Source organism: Colwellia sp. 6M3 (genome assembly GCF_014077595.1).
GTDB lineage: Bacteria > Pseudomonadota > Gammaproteobacteria > Enterobacterales > Alteromonadaceae > Cognaticolwellia.
In genome coordinates, this window is record NZ_JACGWF010000082.1 from 1 (window position 1) to 17,985 (window position 17,985).

Annotated in this window: 21 protein-coding genes; 12 read left to right on the forward strand and 9 right to left on the reverse strand. The window is 35.8% G+C overall.

Annotated features, from left to right (window positions below; genetic code table 11):
* Positions 1 to 546 precede the first annotated feature (546 nt).
* The 5 genes from H4J50_RS15055 (at position 547) to H4J50_RS15075 (ending at position 3,469) form a co-directional block, all read left to right on the forward strand.
* Positions 547 to 927, forward strand: a complete 381-nt coding sequence (locus H4J50_RS15055; protein WP_108455853.1) for an ACT domain-containing protein — start codon at positions 547 to 549, stop codon at positions 925 to 927.
* 12 nt (positions 928 to 939) lie between these two features.
* Positions 940 to 1,287: an ArsC family reductase gene (locus H4J50_RS15060; protein WP_108455852.1), complete on the forward strand. Its 348-nt coding sequence runs from the start codon at positions 940 to 942 to the stop codon at positions 1,285 to 1,287.
* Positions 1,288 to 1,299: 12 nt separating this feature from the next.
* Positions 1,300 to 2,448 (forward strand): succinyl-diaminopimelate desuccinylase, encoded by a 1,149-nt coding sequence (gene dapE / locus H4J50_RS15065; protein ID WP_182257216.1) that lies wholly within the window; start codon positions 1,300 to 1,302, stop codon positions 2,446 to 2,448.
* Positions 2,441 to 3,127 carry a M15 family metallopeptidase gene (locus H4J50_RS15070; protein WP_182257217.1) on the forward strand — a complete coding sequence of 229 codons (687 nt, stop codon included), beginning with the start codon at positions 2,441 to 2,443 and terminating at the stop codon, positions 3,125 to 3,127. The genes dapE and H4J50_RS15070 overlap by 8 nt, the downstream gene beginning before the upstream one ends.
* A 111-nt stretch (positions 3,128 to 3,238) precedes the next feature.
* Positions 3,239 to 3,469 (forward strand): hypothetical protein, encoded by a 231-nt coding sequence (locus H4J50_RS15075; RefSeq protein WP_108455849.1) that lies wholly within the window; start codon positions 3,239 to 3,241, stop codon positions 3,467 to 3,469.
* A 48-nt stretch (positions 3,470 to 3,517) separates the two neighbouring features.
* On the opposite strand, the gene bamC is transcribed toward H4J50_RS15075, so the two are convergent.
* The 4 genes from bamC to H4J50_RS15095 all read right to left on the reverse strand — a co-directional run bounded on the left by bamC (position 3,518) and on the right by H4J50_RS15095 (position 7,028).
* Positions 3,518 to 4,603 carry an outer membrane protein assembly factor BamC gene (gene bamC, locus H4J50_RS15080; protein WP_182257218.1) on the reverse strand — a complete coding sequence of 362 codons (1,086 nt, stop codon included), beginning with the start codon at positions 4,601 to 4,603 and terminating at the stop codon, positions 3,518 to 3,520.
* A gap of 580 nt (positions 4,604 to 5,183) precedes the next feature.
* Positions 5,184 to 5,741, reverse strand: a complete 558-nt coding sequence (locus H4J50_RS15085) for a DUF7010 family protein (RefSeq protein WP_182257219.1) — start codon at positions 5,739 to 5,741, stop codon at positions 5,184 to 5,186.
* A gap of 147 nt (positions 5,742 to 5,888) precedes the next feature.
* On the reverse strand, positions 5,889 to 6,131 hold the full coding sequence (locus H4J50_RS15090; protein WP_239059144.1) for a CDGSH iron-sulfur domain-containing protein: 243 nt from the start codon (positions 6,129 to 6,131) through the stop codon (positions 5,889 to 5,891).
* 105 nt (positions 6,132 to 6,236) lie between these two features.
* A complete protein-coding gene (locus tag H4J50_RS15095) occupies positions 6,237 to 7,028 on the reverse strand; it encodes a PhzF family phenazine biosynthesis protein (protein ID WP_182257220.1) in 792 nt (263 codons plus the stop codon).
* Positions 7,029 to 7,211: 183 nt separating this feature from the next.
* Between H4J50_RS15095 and H4J50_RS15100 the strand changes: the two genes are divergently transcribed.
* Entirely contained in the window at positions 7,212 to 7,742 is a 531-nt protein-coding gene (locus tag H4J50_RS15100; RefSeq protein ID WP_108455845.1) for a glycine cleavage system protein R, read from the forward strand.
* A 59-nt stretch (positions 7,743 to 7,801) separates the two neighbouring features.
* The gene (gene bcp, locus H4J50_RS15105; protein WP_182257221.1) at positions 7,802 to 8,263 is read left to right on the forward strand and encodes a thioredoxin-dependent thiol peroxidase; all 462 of its coding nucleotides are present in this window, start codon (positions 7,802 to 7,804) and stop codon (positions 8,261 to 8,263) included.
* A 148-nt stretch (positions 8,264 to 8,411) separates the two neighbouring features.
* Here the strand turns inward: bcp and cobA are convergent, their stop codons facing one another.
* From cobA to H4J50_RS15120, 3 genes are all read right to left on the reverse strand, one after another.
* Positions 8,412 to 9,242 (reverse strand): uroporphyrinogen-III C-methyltransferase, encoded by an 831-nt coding sequence (gene cobA, locus H4J50_RS15110; protein ID WP_182257222.1) that lies wholly within the window; start codon positions 9,240 to 9,242, stop codon positions 8,412 to 8,414.
* Between the two features lie 376 nt (positions 9,243 to 9,618).
* Positions 9,619 to 10,692: an AI-2E family transporter gene (locus tag H4J50_RS15115; RefSeq protein ID WP_108455842.1), complete on the reverse strand. Its 1,074-nt coding sequence runs from the start codon at positions 10,690 to 10,692 to the stop codon at positions 9,619 to 9,621.
* Positions 10,693 to 10,697: 5 nt separating this feature from the next.
* Positions 10,698 to 10,922 (reverse strand): sulfurtransferase TusA family protein, encoded by a 225-nt coding sequence (locus H4J50_RS15120; RefSeq protein ID WP_108455841.1) that lies wholly within the window; start codon positions 10,920 to 10,922, stop codon positions 10,698 to 10,700.
* 117 nt (positions 10,923 to 11,039) lie between these two features.
* Between H4J50_RS15120 and H4J50_RS15125 the strand changes: the two genes are divergently transcribed.
* The 5 genes from H4J50_RS15125 to H4J50_RS15145 all read left to right on the forward strand — a co-directional run bounded on the left by H4J50_RS15125 (position 11,040) and on the right by H4J50_RS15145 (position 16,226).
* Positions 11,040 to 11,636, forward strand: a complete 597-nt coding sequence (locus H4J50_RS15125; RefSeq protein ID WP_182257223.1) for a hypothetical protein — start codon at positions 11,040 to 11,042, stop codon at positions 11,634 to 11,636.
* A 44-nt stretch (positions 11,637 to 11,680) separates the two neighbouring features.
* Complete coding sequence (locus H4J50_RS15130) at positions 11,681 to 13,135, forward strand: M48 family metalloprotease (RefSeq protein WP_182257224.1); 1,455 nt, start codon at positions 11,681 to 11,683, stop codon at positions 13,133 to 13,135.
* 56 nt (positions 13,136 to 13,191) lie between these two features.
* Positions 13,192 to 13,542: an arsenate reductase (glutaredoxin) gene (gene arsC / locus H4J50_RS15135; protein WP_182257225.1), complete on the forward strand. Its 351-nt coding sequence runs from the start codon at positions 13,192 to 13,194 to the stop codon at positions 13,540 to 13,542.
* Between the two features lie 2 nt (positions 13,543 to 13,544).
* Positions 13,545 to 13,937, forward strand: a complete 393-nt coding sequence (locus H4J50_RS15140) for a DUF2069 domain-containing protein (RefSeq protein ID WP_108455837.1) — start codon at positions 13,545 to 13,547, stop codon at positions 13,935 to 13,937.
* A gap of 333 nt (positions 13,938 to 14,270) precedes the next feature.
* The gene (locus H4J50_RS15145) at positions 14,271 to 16,226 is read left to right on the forward strand and encodes a hypothetical protein (RefSeq protein WP_182257226.1); all 1,956 of its coding nucleotides are present in this window, start codon (positions 14,271 to 14,273) and stop codon (positions 16,224 to 16,226) included.
* A gap of 185 nt (positions 16,227 to 16,411) precedes the next feature.
* Here the strand turns inward: H4J50_RS15145 and hda are convergent, their stop codons facing one another.
* Both hda and H4J50_RS15155 read right to left on the reverse strand, forming a co-directional pair.
* Positions 16,412 to 17,122, reverse strand: a complete 711-nt coding sequence (gene hda / locus H4J50_RS15150; RefSeq protein ID WP_182257227.1) for a DnaA regulatory inactivator Hda — start codon at positions 17,120 to 17,122, stop codon at positions 16,412 to 16,414.
* Positions 17,119 to 17,985 (reverse strand): DUF2066 domain-containing protein (locus tag H4J50_RS15155; protein WP_182257228.1); only part of this gene is annotated, 867 nt, incomplete at its 5' end. The genes H4J50_RS15155 and hda, both read right to left, overlap by 4 nt.

The window sequence follows — 17,985 nt, forward strand, 5'->3', positions numbered from 1 at the left end:
GCTTTTAACTATTTTATTAGTATGTTAGTAAAAGTTATAAATCAAAAGAATAAATTGATTACAATTCATGCATCTTTGAACTCTTCTGGTTAAATTGCAGGTTATTAGTATGATCTACCATGTTAATTGCACGATCTTTTAATACTTTGATGACAAGTTCGATATTTTAATAACTTATCTAAAATTTTTCTTTTAAAATCACAGCTGTCACTTTTTAACCAGTACAATAAAATTCTTTTAAAACAATACACTAAGCAGTTAAACAATAGTTGTACACAATGATACCCACAGCTTATGTGGATATCATTAATTACAAAGCATTAAAAATAACGCATTTAATTCACTTTATATCTTGCTTTAGATATCTAAATATAATGACTTGACTTCAATAATCAGTTTAATGAGGACTAAGTACAGGTTAACCAGTTAATCAAATAGATATACAAGCGCAGTGAGTCGATCTCAACGCTATTATAACCGCTAGAGATCGTGTGTATTAAGCGTTATAGTGATGATACGAGTATTTACATAATCAAAAGTATATTTATGAGCAATTTGACCCTGCGCCGCTTAACTGAAACATTTACAATTCACAGTTTGCAACGTGAAAGCTCGATACCTGATGCTGTATTTACTGCGCCTATCTTTTTTCTAGCTAAAACTTATGATGAGATATCGATTGTATTACCCGAACACATAGAAATTGATAGTGAAGAAACAGAACCCGGTTGGCAAGCATTGGAAGTAGTTGGTCCATTAGATTTTAGTTTGACAGGTATTATGTCAAATATATCAACTGTTTTGGCTAACGAAAAAATCAGTATTTTTACAATTTCAACTTTTGATACTGACTACATTTTAGTAAAATCAAACAACGTTGAAGCTGCAACTGACGCACTTATAAAACATAATTATCAAGTAATATAATCAGGAAATAAAATGACAATACTTTATGGCATTAAAAACTGCGATAGCGTAAAAAAAGCAAAAAAATGGTTAGAGCAAGAAAATATCCCATATCAATTTCACGACTTTAAAACCGACGGTTTAAGTTCTGAGTTGTTACAAGAGTTTATAACGTTGGCAGATTTAACAACCCTGTTAAATAAGCGCAGCACTACATTTCGTAACCTCTCTGATGAGATTAAAAACAACCTCACTGAGGAAGTTATGATTGAAAATATATTAGCGCAACCTACGTTAGTTAAGCGCCCGCTCATTAAGCATAACCAAGCATTTTTAGTCGGCTTCAAAGACAGCCAATATCAAGAAACTTTTTGCTCGTAATACGGTGCCCTCATGATAAAACACAATAATACCACCATCTCATTAGCGCAAGCGTTGATCGAACGCCCTTCTGTTACCCCAGAAGATTTTGGTTGTCAGCAACTCATGTCTCAGCGATTAGCCAAATTAGGTTTTAATAATGAAAGCATGGTATTTGAAGATACCACCAATTTGTGGTCTCGACGTGGTAACACAGGCCCTGTATTTTGCTTTGCTGGCCACACCGATGTTGTACCTGCAGGCAATTTAGACAGCTGGCATACACCACCTTTTGATCCTGTTATTGCTGACGGCATGCTTTATGGCCGTGGGGCTGCAGATATGAAAGGAAGTTTAGCCGCAATGATTGTCGCTACAGAACGTTTTGTTGCTGACTACCCTGATCATAAAGGTTCAATTGCATTTTTGATCACCAGTGATGAGGAAGGTCCATTTATCAACGGTACCACCCGTGTTATAGATACGCTTGAAGCGCGAAATGAAAAAATTGATTACTGTATCGTTGGTGAACCTTCTAGTACCAGTAAATTGGGTGACGTTGTTAAGAATGGCAGGCGGGGATCAATATCAGGTGAATTAACCATTCGTGGTAAACAAGGACATGTAGCCTACCCTGAACACGTTATAAATCCTATTCATAAAGCCATGCCTGCATTAGATGCATTGAGTAAGCAACATTGGGATAATGGTAATGAATATTTCCCCCCGACGAGCTTTCAATTATCGAATATACAATCAGGTACTGGCGCAACAAATGTAGTCCCTGGTCATTTAACTGCACTCTTTAATTTACGCTATAGTACTGAATTAACAGCAGACATGATTGTTGATAAAGTTGAGGCATTACTAAACCAGCATCAACTTGATTTTGACATTAAATGGGTATTTAACGGCCAACCTTTTATTACTGAGCCAAGTACACTGGTTGATTCTGTCGTTCAAGCTATTGAAACATGCTGTAAAATCACACCAGAACTATCCACCAGTGGCGGTACATCAGACGGAAGGTTTATTGCACCAACAGGCGCACAAGTTATCGAGCTTGGTCCTTGTAATGCTACGATTCATCAAGTTAATGAAAGTGTAGCGGTTCAGGATCTAATTTTGTTAACTGACGTTTACTATCAAACCTTGATCAATGCATTAACCGACCATGCCTAAAATGAGTGAGCTTGAGTTAATATTAACAGGTAAAACTGAACATCATATTCACTGGTTAACTAGCAATATCGGCATACATCATGAAATGTTGTCAGCATTCGAACAACTAAAACTCGCGGCTAAAACCGCAGGTGTTGAGCTTGCAATAGCCAGTGGTTTTCGCAGCTTTGATAGGCAACTGTCAATTTGGCAAAATAAGTTTTCTGGTGTTACAGCAATAAAAAATGACGCGAATGAAATATTAGCGGTTGATCAACTCAGTGAACGAGAAAAAATACACGCTATTATGCTATTCTCTGCATTACCTGGTGGCAGTCGTCACCATTGGGGTTGTGATATTGATGTTTATGCAAAAAACTTATTACCGCAAGGACAATCTTTAGCACTAGAGCCCTGGGAATATCAAGCTTCCGGGCACTTTTATCCTTTAAGTGTATGGCTTGCAGAGCATGCAAAAGAGTTTGGCTTCTTTTTACCCTATGATAAGTTTAGAGGTGGTGTTGCTCAAGAGCCCTGGCATCTTTCATACATGCCATTATCTCAACAATATCAAGCGTTATATACAGAAAGCATTTTAGCTAAAGCATTATCAAATGCTGATATTCAAGGAAAAGCTTTACTGCTGAAGTTATTACCTGAGCTTTATCGACGTTATATCGTCAACATAGCTGAGGTTTAATAACGATAAATAATTTATCGTGAAAATATTGTCTAAATAATCATTTAAAATAGCCAACTTCTTAGCAGTAATCATGAAATTGGCTTTTACCTATATTCGGAGTACTACATTATGGTCAGCATATTAACTGAAGCTTGGGTTGCACCCACTATTGTCATTATCGCATTAGTCGTATTAATTGGTAATTTAAGTACCTTTCAAAAAAGTGCAAAAACGCCTTTACGCAAAAAAAGTTTAAACGATTTAAAAGAAACCATACCAAGAACACAAAAATCACCTCATAAAATGCCGACAGTTACCAAGGAAAATGATTTAGCCCATAAAACAAAAAACTCCGATTAACGGAGTTTTTTATTTAAATACTAACGGTAGAGATGATCATAAGAATCATTAAAATGCGTCTTTAAATGATAACCCTGCTTCCATTACGTCAAATATTTTATCTAATGTAGCATCTGGTAAGGTATTACCTTCACTATCAAATATAGTAACAACTGATTTTGCAGCCATTTTTTCTACCTGAAATTGATACTTACCGTTAGGTAAATCCAAACTAGGCTTAGTCTCGCCCCATATGCTATCCCAAAAGCTCACTTCAGGTTTAACATAATCAACGTAGTAAATTTTAGTTGATTCGTTAAGATCTTTAATGGTAAAACCATGATCTTCAAAAAACAGCGGTAAATTAGACCACAATAAATCTTCATCAATTTCAACAATATAAGCAGATTCGCCAGAAACGTTCTCACCTAAACTAACAAATTTATGATTAGCACGTAATAAACGGTTTTCTTGTTGCTTTAATCGGTATTGAAAATCTACTTGTGCAATAACTTCATTAAGCATATTCATTTCAGCACGTTGTTGATCAATAATATCAATACGTTTAGTGCCGCCAGCTTTATCTGTTTTCATATAATCAAGTAATTCAACAACTAGCGCAACACTTCGTCCGTGTGATTTACTTTCAAGCAAATAGCGATATTTAATACTTTCCGAGATAGTTATCTCTTTAAATAGCCATGAACCTTCTTCTACTTCTTTGTGATACCAATCTGATTCGAAAACAAAACCATCTTCGTCTATTTGTGTTAAATCAACATTATCGGATGCTAATTGACCTTTTAATGCTTTTATAATAAAAGCGCGTAAGTCTTCATCATCAAGTACTTGATCGAACCAAACCTTAGATGCTGATGTAGTATTTTCTGTTCTAGTTGACGCTGCAACAGGCAATACAAGTGATGGTGCGCGAACATCAACATCAGATCCAATTGGACCTTCATGGTTTATTTCATCAGTAACAAAGTAAGTATCAGCTTTTTTAGGTTTAGCTAATCCTGCAGGTATTTTTAACGACGATACTTCTTTATGCTTCGCGTATTCAAAATCGCCCACTGCTTGTTTATTATTTACTGTACTGCAGCTAGCCACTGCAACACTTAATAATGAAAAATAAAATATCTTGCGATTCATTAACACTCCCGAGGATACAAATCTGAATCTTTCTAAATTTAATTTTGCTTGTTGTATTTATAAGTCACATTTTTATTCATTACGACACATTAAGAAATGGTGGTCGTAACGCTCAAGCAATACATCTATAACGCTGTTTTGATAACTGAATCAGGGCTAAGTTCCCTAAATCATATCATTTATTTAAAATCCGCAAATTAATGGCAAAATAGCTAAATTGGGCAGCGCACCATGGTACTTGCCTGAAAATACAAACACAAGATACTGAAGCACATTTATCATAAAAAATAGAGAAATAGTAAGGTATTTTTAGTGGTTTGATTTCACAGTCCTAGACAGGAAGTTAAGATCCAAGCGCATGATAATAAAATTATTAACTACCTTAGAGATTCTTCGTGAGATTGTTACTCGTAATATTGATCATGGAAAATGCATATAAAACGCTATTTCAAACCTCATACTCAATAAATCAGATTACGGAAAATATGTGCACTTAAGTACATTAAAATTAGAAGTACCGAGTAATATGAGATAAAAAGCAGCGGATTAGGTGGGCTTATTTTCAAAATAAGGCAATAGTTTAAGCTTTGTATTCAGTTGATTTTAAGGTTGATGCGCTGGATTGCTTAAAGATAACCAGTGAAAATATAACTTCTGTAATTCCTCCTATAAATGCGCCAATGACAAAGTTTGTATTTAATAAAATACATAACATACCGCTAAACATTAACGCTGCACCTAAGATCCAATAAGTCTTAATACCATACAAAGTATTAAAGATTAAATAACGTACACCTATTGTCATCAACATAATCGGGAAGAACCATTCCACTTTGAGCTTTGCTACAAAAAAAGCTAAAAACAAGCCAACAAATAAAATAATGGTACTTTCCAGCGCGAGTTTGCCTAAAGGATTATTTTGTTGATGTTTACCCGATCGTTTAAGCACTTTCGAAAGCAATAAAGCTAATGGGTGGATAAACATACCACCAAAAAACAACACCAACATACTCGACTGATTGGAATATAACATTGCGGTAATGCCGGCAATACACCAAATGATGCCAGAAACTAAAACCCCAGCTCCACCACCAAAATATGAAAAGTTCATGTCACTTTGTGCAAACTTAAAGTTCATTTATAGTACTTAATAGTAAAGGTTCATCGTATTCATGAAAGATATCAACGACCTATTTCAACTGATATCAGCTCACATCAATTAATATAACAAAAGACATAGACATTAAAGTTATCGTAACGACAAAAATAACCCTTCTGTATAAAGTTAACTCTTTTTATGACTACCGTCACATATTGGCTGATTACCCGTTAATTTACAGCCGCAAAAATAGATTTTTTTAGACTCTGTTGCGGTATATTTAACGGGTGTAAATTCAGTTCCTTTATGTGAGCCATCACAAAATGGTTGGCTTGTACTTTGTCCACAAGCACACCAAAAATATTTTTTATCTGCTTCTACTTCAATACCATATGGGGTGTCTGAAATGCTAACAGGTTTATTCATCATGTATACTCCGTGGTTTAAAAAATACCAAGGTAAATAGTATTACTTGGTTTAAGCAGCAATTCATGCCGCTATAACCAACTTTAGTTTATATTTTTTAAAAGGACACTAAACTGAAATTTTTCCTTCAAGGTATTGCACCGCTTTACCTGAAATATGAACTTTATTGCCTTTTACGCTACACAATAGCTTTCCTCCTCGTGTAGACGCTTGAAAAGCCACCAAATCAAGTTTGTTGAGTTTACTTGCCCACAAAGGTGCTAAACCACTATGAATCGAGCCCGTTACTGGGTCCTCATATCCGCCGTTAGCTGGCCAAAAATAACGCGAAATAAAATCATATTCATCTGATCTTGCAGTCACAACTACATCAAAAGGTGCAAGCTGTTTTATTAATTCGATATTTTGTTGCACCAAAAGCACATCAGCTTCTGTTTCATAAACCACAAAATAAGCTTGATCATTTAATAATACTTCTAGTGGTTTAATCGACAATCCATTTAATAAAGCTAAAGGTATATCATGAATTACTTCAGGTATTTTATTAGGAAATACCATTTCAATATAACCATTACTTAATGCTGTTACCCATAAATCACCCACAGCTTTAGCAAAAAATTTAATCTTCTTTACATCAGAGTGTTGTTTAAAAATAACAAATGATGCTGCTAAAGTTGCATGACCACAAAAATCGATTTCTGTTATCGGGGAAAACCAACGTATTTCGTAGCTGTGCTGCTCAATTTTTTTGACAAAAGCAGTTTCTGACAGGTTATTCTCAACAGCAATTGACTGCATAAGTTCATCACTGAGCCAGTCTTCTATTATAATGACCGCAGCTGAATTACCCTTAAATTTTGTATCAGTAAATGCGTCAATAACATTAATTTTTAATTCCATATGAAAAATAACACTCCAAGCCTAATATTACTTAAAACAGTAGTTTTATATTTATCAGTTTACGTTGATATTTAAAAGCTTTATCCCAAGGTTGTAACAAAGTGAACAAACATCATTCTCGTTGGCTTTAGCAACATAACATACGTTACAATAGCTTTTTTAATACCACAGTTAGGTTTATTGATGAGCGAATATTTAGTTTTAACAGCCATGGGACCAGATCGCACCGGCAGTGTCAGTGACTTAACCAAACTAGCCAGCGAATGTGGCTGTAACATTTTAGACAGTAGAATGGCGATATTCGGCTTAGAATTTACCTTAATCATGTTACTTACCGGTAATAATAAAGCTATTCATCAATTAGAAAGTAAATTACCTGCTGTGGCACATAAGCTTGAACTTATCACTATGATGAAAAGAACATCCGGTTATCGTGAACAAGACTTTGTTCATCATTACCAAGTTGATTATGCTGGTATAGATCAACCCGGTGTTTTAAAAGCTGTTACTGCTTTTTTTGCCACACGTAATATTGATATATCATCTTTAAAGTCTGAAATTAATCAGAAAGATAATCACATGAGTGCATCAATTTTAATCGCATTGATGGAAGAAACGAGTATCGATAAACTTGAAAGTGATTTCCTCCAATTGTGTGAGCAATTTGATGTACAAGGTTGTATAAAGAAAATTCAATCAAACCAGATAGATTAACCAAGTAAATACCCGTCACACTCCACGTGTATTACCTAAAATAGAAAGGATAAAAATAAATGTTAGCAATAGGCCAACCTGCCCCGAAATTTACATTACTCGATCAAAACAGCACAGCTATTGAGCTAGATTCATTTAAAGGTCGAAAAGTACTTATCTATTTTTATCCAAGAGCTTCGACTCCCGGTTGTACTGTACAAGCTTGTGCTTTAAGAGATTCTAAATCAGAACTTGATGATTTAAATGTTGTTGTATTAGGTATAAGCCCTGACACACCTAAAAAACTAACAAACTTTATTAATAAGCAAACATTAAACTTCACATTATTATCTGATGAAGATCACGCAGTTTGTGAAGCTTATAACGTATGGCAATTAAAGAAATTCATGGGAAGAGAAAGTATGGGCGTGGTGAGAACATCATTTCTAATCGATGAGAATGGTAATTTAGAACATATCTTTAATAAGTTTAAAACTAAAGATCATCACGAAGTTGTTCTAGATGTATTAAAAAAGCTTTAATCTCATGATGAATACCGCTTAGAAAGCGAGTAAAAACAAAAAAGCTTAACAATGAACTTGTTAAGCTTTTTTTATAAGCAGTATAATGGGTTACACTGCGGTAAAATTGCCGATAAATTTAAATAAATTAGTAAGTTAATTAAATATATCAACCAACGCCTACTGTTAACTGCTCGGGCTGTTGATAATTTTTAGCGTCTAAGAAACCTGGCTTTGCCAGTGCTATATCGGTTAATTGGTTCACAACATCACCAATAACAATTAACGTAGGTGGCGTTATTTTATGCTCTGCTACTAATGCTGCAAGCGTAGATATTTTACCACGAAATATTTGTTGCTCTGGCTGTGTTCCCTTTCGAATAAGTGCAGCAGGAGTGTTAGCATCTCGACCATGCTTTATTAACTGCTCAGTTATGCTTGGTAAAGTATTAATCCCCATATAGAAGACAACCGTTTGGCTGCTATCGCTTAAACTTTTCCAAGGTAAATTAAGTTGTCCATCGTTTTGCATATGACCCGTAATAAAAGTACAGCCTTGTGCAACACCTCGGTGGGTTAATGGAATTCCTGCATAAGTAGTACAGCCTGATGCCGCGGTAATGCCTGGACAAAGATGACAACTAACACCATTTTTTAATAAATATTCAGCTTCTTCACCACCACGACCAAAGATAAAGGGGTCACCACCTTTAAGCCGAAGTACTTTTTTACCTTGTTGTGCATATTGGTGTAATAATTCATTAATTTTATCTTGCGGAACACAATGCTTAGCTTGTTCTTTACCGACATATAAGCGTTCACAATCTGCAGGTAAAAGTGCCATTATTTCATCACTGACTAAACGGTCATAAATAGCAACTTCTGCCTGTTCAATAAAACGTAAAGCGCGAATAGTCAGTAACTCTGCATCACCGGGACCTGAGCCAACTAATGCAACTTCACCAGCTTGTAAAATAGATTTGCTATTTACGTTTTTCAAAAGTTTTATACTCTATTGATTTTAATTAAAATTTTTAATGATAAGTGACATACTATCCAAAAAAAATGATATTGGATCCTACCTTCGTTATTCTATTATAGAATAAAAAAAAGCGTTCCTATAAAATTTAATCCGATAACTTAGTGCTAATTAACCTAAGTTATTTTATTGAACTCACGGATATAAAAGGGTCTAGACTCATCATAAAACAATAATGCTATGTTAAAGCTGATATGTAGCATGTGATAATAGTTATGTAGCCTAGAATATTTTAAAGAAATGAAACTGGCTAGAAGATTAAAATATTAGCAGTTACATCATAAATTAAAGCCTTTTTGATGAGACTTTAATTTATGCATAGCAGATGAGTAGCAACTTAAATGTCTGTTATTCCCTCAGCTTGCGTTGTAGTCGACCAAGCATTAAGCACAGCCTTAACAAGCGTTGCCAACGGAATCGCAAAAAATACGCCCCAAAAGCCCCACAACCCACCAAATAATATCACCGCAATAATAATAGTGACGGGATGTAAATTAACCGCTTCAGAAAATAGCAAAGGCACAAGCAAGTTACCATCAAGCGCTTGAATAATACCGTAAGCTATCATTACATAACCAAACTCTGCAGTGGTACCAAATTGAAACAAGGCAACAAGTAAAACAGGTAAAGTTACAATGGTTGCGCCTACATAAGGTACAAGAACCGATAGCCCAACTAAAACCCCCAATAATACCGGATAATTAAGTCCTAAGGCGATGAAAGCAATAGTTGATGCGGTGCCGATAATAATAATTTCAATTAATTTACCACGAATGTAATTCATGATCTGTTGGTTCATTTCACTGCCAACTTGTTTTGCCATACGGCGATCTTTTGGTAAAAATTTACGTAAACTATTAAAAAGTACACTCTTATCTTTCAAAAAGAAAAATACCATTAACGGTACTAAAATTAGATAGATCAGCAGTGCAACTACATTAGAGATTGAACCCAACGATGCTTTTAATGCTAGTTGACCCCATTCAATGAGCTTGTCATTGACTAAAATGATCACATTGCCTATCTGTTCAGCACTTACAAATTCAGGGTATTGTTCAGGTAAAGCGAGTAAGTATGTATGCCCTTTACCCAGCATTTGCGGTACTTCTTGCAATAAATTACTGCTTTGTTGCCATATTACTGGCATTAAACCCAAGATACCGATTAAGGTTAATCCGACAAAAGCAGAAACGACAATAACAACTGACAGTCCACGAGATAAGCCAATCTTTGATAACTTGTTTACGGGTAAATCTAATAAAAAAGCGATGGCAACGGCAACAAAAACAGGCATTAACAAACTACTAAAAAAATACACAAACAAGAAAGTACAAATGAGAATAACCATTAAGGTTACCGCACTTGGATCTGAAAAGTTCCTTTTGTACCAATCGCTAAACAGTGAAACCATAATATTTATTTTTCCATTCTTATCAATAATTCAACAGTATGCTTATCTACGTTACGCTGTTCAAAGTAAAACCCTTGTTTTAATAACAACCTGGGAATGTCTTTTTTTGAGCCATTATCACGAATACGTATCAGACAACTATCAATCGGCGTTAACTTTCTCAGTAATAAGCGTAAATTCACCAGTGGCACTGGGCATTTATCTTGGGTGGCATCGTATTCGTAAGTCATAAATAAACTATGCGTTGTGCTTTAGTTTGATTATCTAATTTGCGACAATTGATTACAATGACATTTGTAAATTCTTTTGATGTATTTTTAATAATTTAAAGAGGTTAAAGAAAATAAATGAGCAAACTTTCTGATAATCCTAGTCTTAAAGAAATTGACGCCTATAAAAAAAAGTTAAACTGGGGTGATGTTCCCACAATTTATCAATTAGCGACGAACTCAATTAGGGAAATGGATGGATTGCTAACTCATGGTTTTAATAACGCTTTTAAACAGCTGCTTGATCAACGCAATTGGAACTTAAATACAGCAACGCAATCGAGCAATATTATTGGTAAAGTAACAACGGGTAAGCCAAAAATTTCGCTTTATCATAATATTAATGAACAACATTATGAGTTACATTGTTATCCAATAATTAATAACGAACCGGTAAAGGAAGCACAGTTTAATAATCCGCAATGTCCTTTTATTGAATGGACACCGCTAACAATGCAAACGTTGTTTAGATTGAACTCATTACTGCCTTTTATTGTCTACACTTTTCAAAAGGGTGATTTAGCCGATTATGCCCTTATTCGTTATGCAAACCAGCGAGTTGATGAACTTATTACGGTATTAAGCCAATCTTTTGATATCACTGATATTAAAGGATATTCAATCGCTGAGTTTTGCAAAGAAGTTTACCGTAAGCAATCACAGTCTCAATCTTAGGCCTTAACTTGTGGTAATACACCTGAAAATATGGAAAATTAAATTTGTTTAAATTAAAACCGTTTATTATTGCACTTGCCCTTTCGTCATTAACTACTAGTGCTTTGGCAGCGAATACAGAAACTAATAGAAATAAACTTCCTGAAATTGGCTCTGCGGGTGTAAGTGTACTTTCTATTGAAAAAGAACGCCAAATAGGTGGCGAAATGATGCGTCAAATTCGCGCATCACAACCAATATTGAATGATCCCGTATTAACAGAGTATATAAATGACTTAGGCAACCGTATGGTGAGAAATGCCAAAGATGTTAATTACAGCTTTGAGTTCTTTGTTATTCGTAACCAAGAGCTAAATGCATTTGCCTTCTTTGGTGGTCATATTGCTATTCACAGCGGTTTAATCACAACAGCAAGCACTGAAAGTGAACTTGCTTCGGTTGTCGCGCACGAAATATCACATGTTACTCAACGCCACTTAGCCAGAAGATTAGAGTCTCAAAGCAGAAGTCAATCGCTTACCATGGCCGCTATGGTTTCTAGTGTTTTATTAACCTTAATTAACCCAACCGTTGGCATGGCGGCGCTGAGTACTACAATGGCAGCTTCGCAACAAGCTAGCATCAACTATACACGAGGCAACGAGCAAGAGGCTGACCGAGTCGGCATTATGCTTTTGGTTAATAGTGGTTTTAATCCACAAGGTGCACCTGACTTTTTCAGCAAAATGGCAGAAAAATACCGTTATACATCAAAGCCACCTGCCATGTTATTAACGCATCCATTACCTGAATCACGCATTGCAGATGCCAGAATTAGAGCACACAATTTCTCACCACGTCCATTAGCTCCAAGCTTAGCGTTCGAACTAGCTAAAGCGCGTATAATGGCGAGATATGAAGGTAATGCTGAAGGTAACATTATTAACTTTCAACAAAGTTTGGATAAACAAAATTATGCTGTTGAGGCTGCTGCACGTTATGGGTTGGCACTCTCTTACTATGAAAATAAAAACTATAAAGTCGCTATTTCTCAGCTTGAAGCGTTATTAAACGACGATAACAGAAACTTATTTTATGTCGATGCGCTCGCCGATGCATATATTGCTGAGAAAAACTTTGATAAGGCTATTGCCATGCTTAGTGAGTTAAACTTATTAATGCCTAATAACCAAGTTGTGACTTTAAACTACGCAAACGTATTAAACGAAGCAGGACAATATGCACAGGCTGAAACGCTTTTACAAAAGTTTTTAGTATTGAGCCCAAAAAACTTTATTGCTAACGATTTATTAACTGAAGTCTATAGAAAACAAGATAAAAAAGCCCTGATGCATGCTACCAAGGCTGAAGTATATGCCCTCTTGGGTGCTTATCCTAAAGCGGTTGATGAATTACAAACAGCGTATAATTTTGTTGAAGAAAACCCATTATTACAAAAACGTATGAAAGGTCGAATACTGCAATTACAAGAACAACAAGAAAAACTTAAACGCCTGTAAAAAATCAGTTAAAATAGCGCTAATTTAATGAACTTAAAATAATCTAAGAGAAAAACATGTTAACGATTTATCACAACCCTCGTTGCTCTAAAAGCCGACAAACATTAGCACTCATTGAAGAGCAAAATCATGATGTAACTATTGTGGAATATTTAAAAACACCCCTTAGTGTTGCCGAAATTGAAAAGCTATTAGCTTTACTCAAGATATCGCCAATCGATATGATGCGAACAAAAGAAGCCGAGTTTAAAGAGCAAAACTTAGCTCAAGCGGATGACGTTACTTTGATTGCCGCTATGGCTACAACACCTAAACTTATTGAGCGCCCTATTGTTAGTGATAGCACACGCGCTATTATTGGTCGACCGCCAGAAAACGTGCTTTCTTTAATGCAGGTAAATAATTAAATATGACAACTACCTCACGTTTTTCAACAACCAAACTTAAGCAAATAACTTTATTTGGCTACTTCTCATTACTGTTTTACATGCCGTTTTGGTTAATTATTGTTAGTGATGACACCGCACTTTCTGTTCCTTTAACATTAACGTTTTTTACCTTGCCGTTATTGTTTCCATTAAAGGGATTATTGCAAGGCAATCCTTATACTTATGCTTGGTCAAACTTTATTGTGATGATTTATTTTTTGCACAGTCTAACAACATTATGGGTTTCAGCTGATGAAAAATTGTGGGCTGTAGGCGAATTATTTTTTGCCACAACAATGTTTATCGCAGGCAGTTATTATGCAAAATATCGCGGGCAGGAACTTGGTTTAAGTATTCGTAAAAAGAAAGAATAAAAGAACTTGGATTAAAATTTAAAAATCGATTTATAAAACGATTAGACAGGTTTACTTCACTAAACTTTCTTTTAGCATTTAATTCTCACCTCTTAAAATTCAGCACTAAAGTTATTTCATCTAATTTAGTGCTTTTTCTTTTACATTTCCAAGAAAAAACTTACCGACTTCAAGTTATACATTATCCTTTACTAATCGAGATAAATTGTATAAAAATAGCTCAGGATATTGATTTTTATAACCAACAGTTTATATAACGAACAACCCATAACTGAAGTTAGTTCATCTATACAAACATTGTAAATTGACCAAACACAGTAAACAGAGGCACAAATGACTAATATTTTTTCGAACAGGAATATTATATTGGCGTTAACTTTAGGCGTTTTTGTTATTCAAGGCTGCGGTGGCGGCAGTAGCGCTGAAAATAAAAAAGAAGTGCCCATTGATGACTTTACCCCGGTTGTGACCCAAACAGGCATAATAGCATCTGACGAAAACAGCAAAACCGCTCAACCGGTTGAGCTATTTCTATATTTTCCCAATGACTCGATTAGTAATATTAACTGGCAACAAACAGCAGGTAATCATGTTGTTTTTCATGCTGGTAACTCAAAAGGCATTGCGTTCACGCCCTCATCTGCTGGTGACTATAGTTTTCAGGTAAATTTTAGCCGTAATGGTCAAAGTGAGACATTAACTCATGCTTTTTCAGTATCCGATGAAAATAACCAAATATCGGCAAGACTAGGACACGCAGTATTAGAAGGTAATGACGTTTCATTAAGAGTCAGCTTAGAAAATACTTCACTGACCAATAACAGCATTGTTTGGCAACAACTCTCGGGCCCTAATGTTACCTTTAGTGAAGCCACAAACGGCAAACGTGCTATTTTCTTTAAAGCACCCGCTGTAAGTGCTGATAGTTTACTTACTTTTAGTGTAAGTGCTTCAGATGGCACAACTCAACATCAAGATACTGTGACCATACTCGTTGAAAACGCTACCACCATTAGTAGCAATGAAAATATTGCTTATGATACCCGATTAGCTAGAGTTTACCCTTTCAATGCTAACTCTCCTTATGCCAATGTGCTGGTTGACTGTGTTTACAGCAATGCCATAGACTTTCGCACTAGCTGTAGGTTGGATCAACTGCCACTCATAGCACAAGATACAAGGTCACCAACCGTTGAAGACATAATGGATCGCGTTGTGGTTTCTCATCAATGGATGGGGCAACGATTTAAAGAGTTTTTACAAAACTCAGATCCTCAAGGCGACTTTAAAAATTTACTTCGTGCTACCACAGCCATTGTTATTTCGTATGATGTTCGCCCGTCTTATTATTGGGTAGTTACGGGGGCTATTCATTTAGATCCAAATAATTTTTGGTTAACGCCTGATGAAAGAGATACCATAAATGAAGCACCTGACTATCGAGCATCATTTGGCGACAGCTTAAATTTTGTAATGCCATGGCGTTATGTTAAAGATAATACCTACGCAAGTTTTTACTACCCTGAAGATATGCGAGTATCACGAGATGCAAGCGACGGACTTTATAGTTTAGCGTCTTTGATGTATCACGAACTTGCCCACGCCAATGACTTTTTTGCTCAAAGTTCTTGGGCAAGTTTAAATCGAAATGATCGTATTCTAGATGCCGCTGAAAAAGTATTGCAATCTACCGGTATTCAGTCAGATTCGTTAAGTATCTCATTGCCACTTTACGGCGATGAGATGTACCGATTAGCACAAGTACGTTATCAAGGTGAAACAGCAACAACTACTGAACAAAGCTATAGCCCAAATGATGTTACAAGTTTCTTTAGCCCTGAACATGCACCACAATTTTACAATTACAGCAGTAAACGTGAAGATTATGCCATGCTCTTTGATGGCTTTATGATGAAAGCCCGATACGATATTGACCGCGATATCGCCATTACGAATCAACCTCAAAGTGCGAGTGATGAATACATAGTTACTTGGGGTCAGCGCGGACGTATTGGCGATGAAAATATTAAGCAAAGGGTCGACTATGTAACTCGTAGAATACTGCCAGAGTTTACTTCTGCCTCGAGTATTATTAGTAATTTATCAGCGCCGATAGCAATGGAGTCAGGTAAAACATGGGGAGAAAACTTAGCGATTAGCCCGGTGATTAATCAAACAGAGAAATCAACGGCCCAAGCCATACCATTGAATAATTTCAAACTTGATAGAGTTGGTGTCAATGGCCCATTTTTTTACGAAAAACCCATACCGACTCGACCAATTAATTAATATGGCGTTTATAGTGTATGTTTTTGCAATAAATAGAGCTTAATTTAGCAATCGGTATGGATATAGCTTTAGGTCAGGTTAATAACGTTAATGTTGAGAGTTAACACGTTGGAATTAACTCAGCTTTAGCGTTATTAGTTCGCTACTTTTAAGACAAACTTAAAAGTAGCGCTTAACGATGAACTTTAAAATAAAACGTCTTTAATGAAGGGAATAGTTATACGACGCTGCTCTCTAATTGATGCTTGATCAAGTTGCTCTAATGCGGCAATTAAACTGGTCATGTCTCGCGATAAACGATTAATTAAAAAACTGGCAACCTCATCACTTATATATAAGCCTCTTTGCTGTGCCCGATATTGCAAAGCAAAGGATTTTTCTTCATCCGACAGTGGCTTTATTTGTTCAGTTAAGCCCCAGCTTAATCTCGATACCAGATCAGGCAAACTTATATTAAGATTCATCACACTTTGATCGCCAGTAATAATTAAACATTTATTTTGTTCAACCATGCGATTATATAAATCAAATACCCCTTGCTGCCATTTTTTATCGCCTGCAATTAACTGTATATCGTCTAAACAGACTAAATCAATATTCTCCAACCCGTCTAGTACGTCAACTGAAAGCTGTGTGAGTTCTGAAAAAGATAAACATAAAGATGATATGCCCAACGTATCAGCATAGGCACAACTGGCATGTAACAAATGACTTTTACCGACACCGGATAAGCCAAACAAAAACAAGCTGTGTACCTGTTTATTATTAACGGTTACCTGATCAAGAAAGTGCGTTAATTGCTGCACAACCATTTGGTTACTTTCACTTTTAAAGCTCGCGAAAGTTTCATCGTCGGGTAATTGTACAGAGAGCGTTAATTGTGACACTTTCTTCACTTTTTACCCCAATTGAACATGGGTATTTGATCATTGCCTTCAGGCGCAGCCAATGGATCGATATATCGATTTAGCTGCTCACTTAATTTTAAAGAAGCCAGTAGCGCTTGTTGAGAGCCAATTAACGATAATTTAAAACGTCTGTTTGTCCCTTTCACACTGATTAATTGAACGGCCTGAACAGCTGATAACTCAGCAAGAAAATCTGATACGGCAATTAAATCAGCTAAAGAGGAAATGTTCGCTACGTCAATTTCAAACTCATTATTGTTTGTTGTAGATAAAGCATATTGCTGATAAATAATATCGGTAATATCCGATAAAACCGTCGTTAATAGCGTATCAACATTATCGCCAGTGTAGGGTTTACTAAAAATTTGTGCGTGCTCACTTTGAGCGTCAGTCATCAGGCTCCAATCTACAACCAGACTATGATTTTGGCATAGCGGGCAATTTTCTTCATCAATTTTGGTAGCGACTAAACTTGAGTTAGATACTCTAATAACGACCACAGCTTCTGCCAAGTAACGCGCTGATGCTTGGGCAACAGGTTGTGAAAATCGCCCCCACACATCGGTAAGCGTCAACGAGGTTAAATCAGTTAAGTCCATTATTGGCATTACCACAGGTAGACCACGTAACTGTGAAAAGTTATCAATAATCGACGGTAACAAAGAATCCGATGTTGAAGAAATGATTTTACGACTAAAACCATCCTCTTCAACCAACCAAAGCATAACTTGAGGTCTTAATCGCCCCCAAATGGCTAAATCACTGTCTTTAAATAACTGGTTTATTTTATCTTCGTCAAACGACACATTAAGTAATACATTATTATTACTGCGAATATATTGATATTGAGT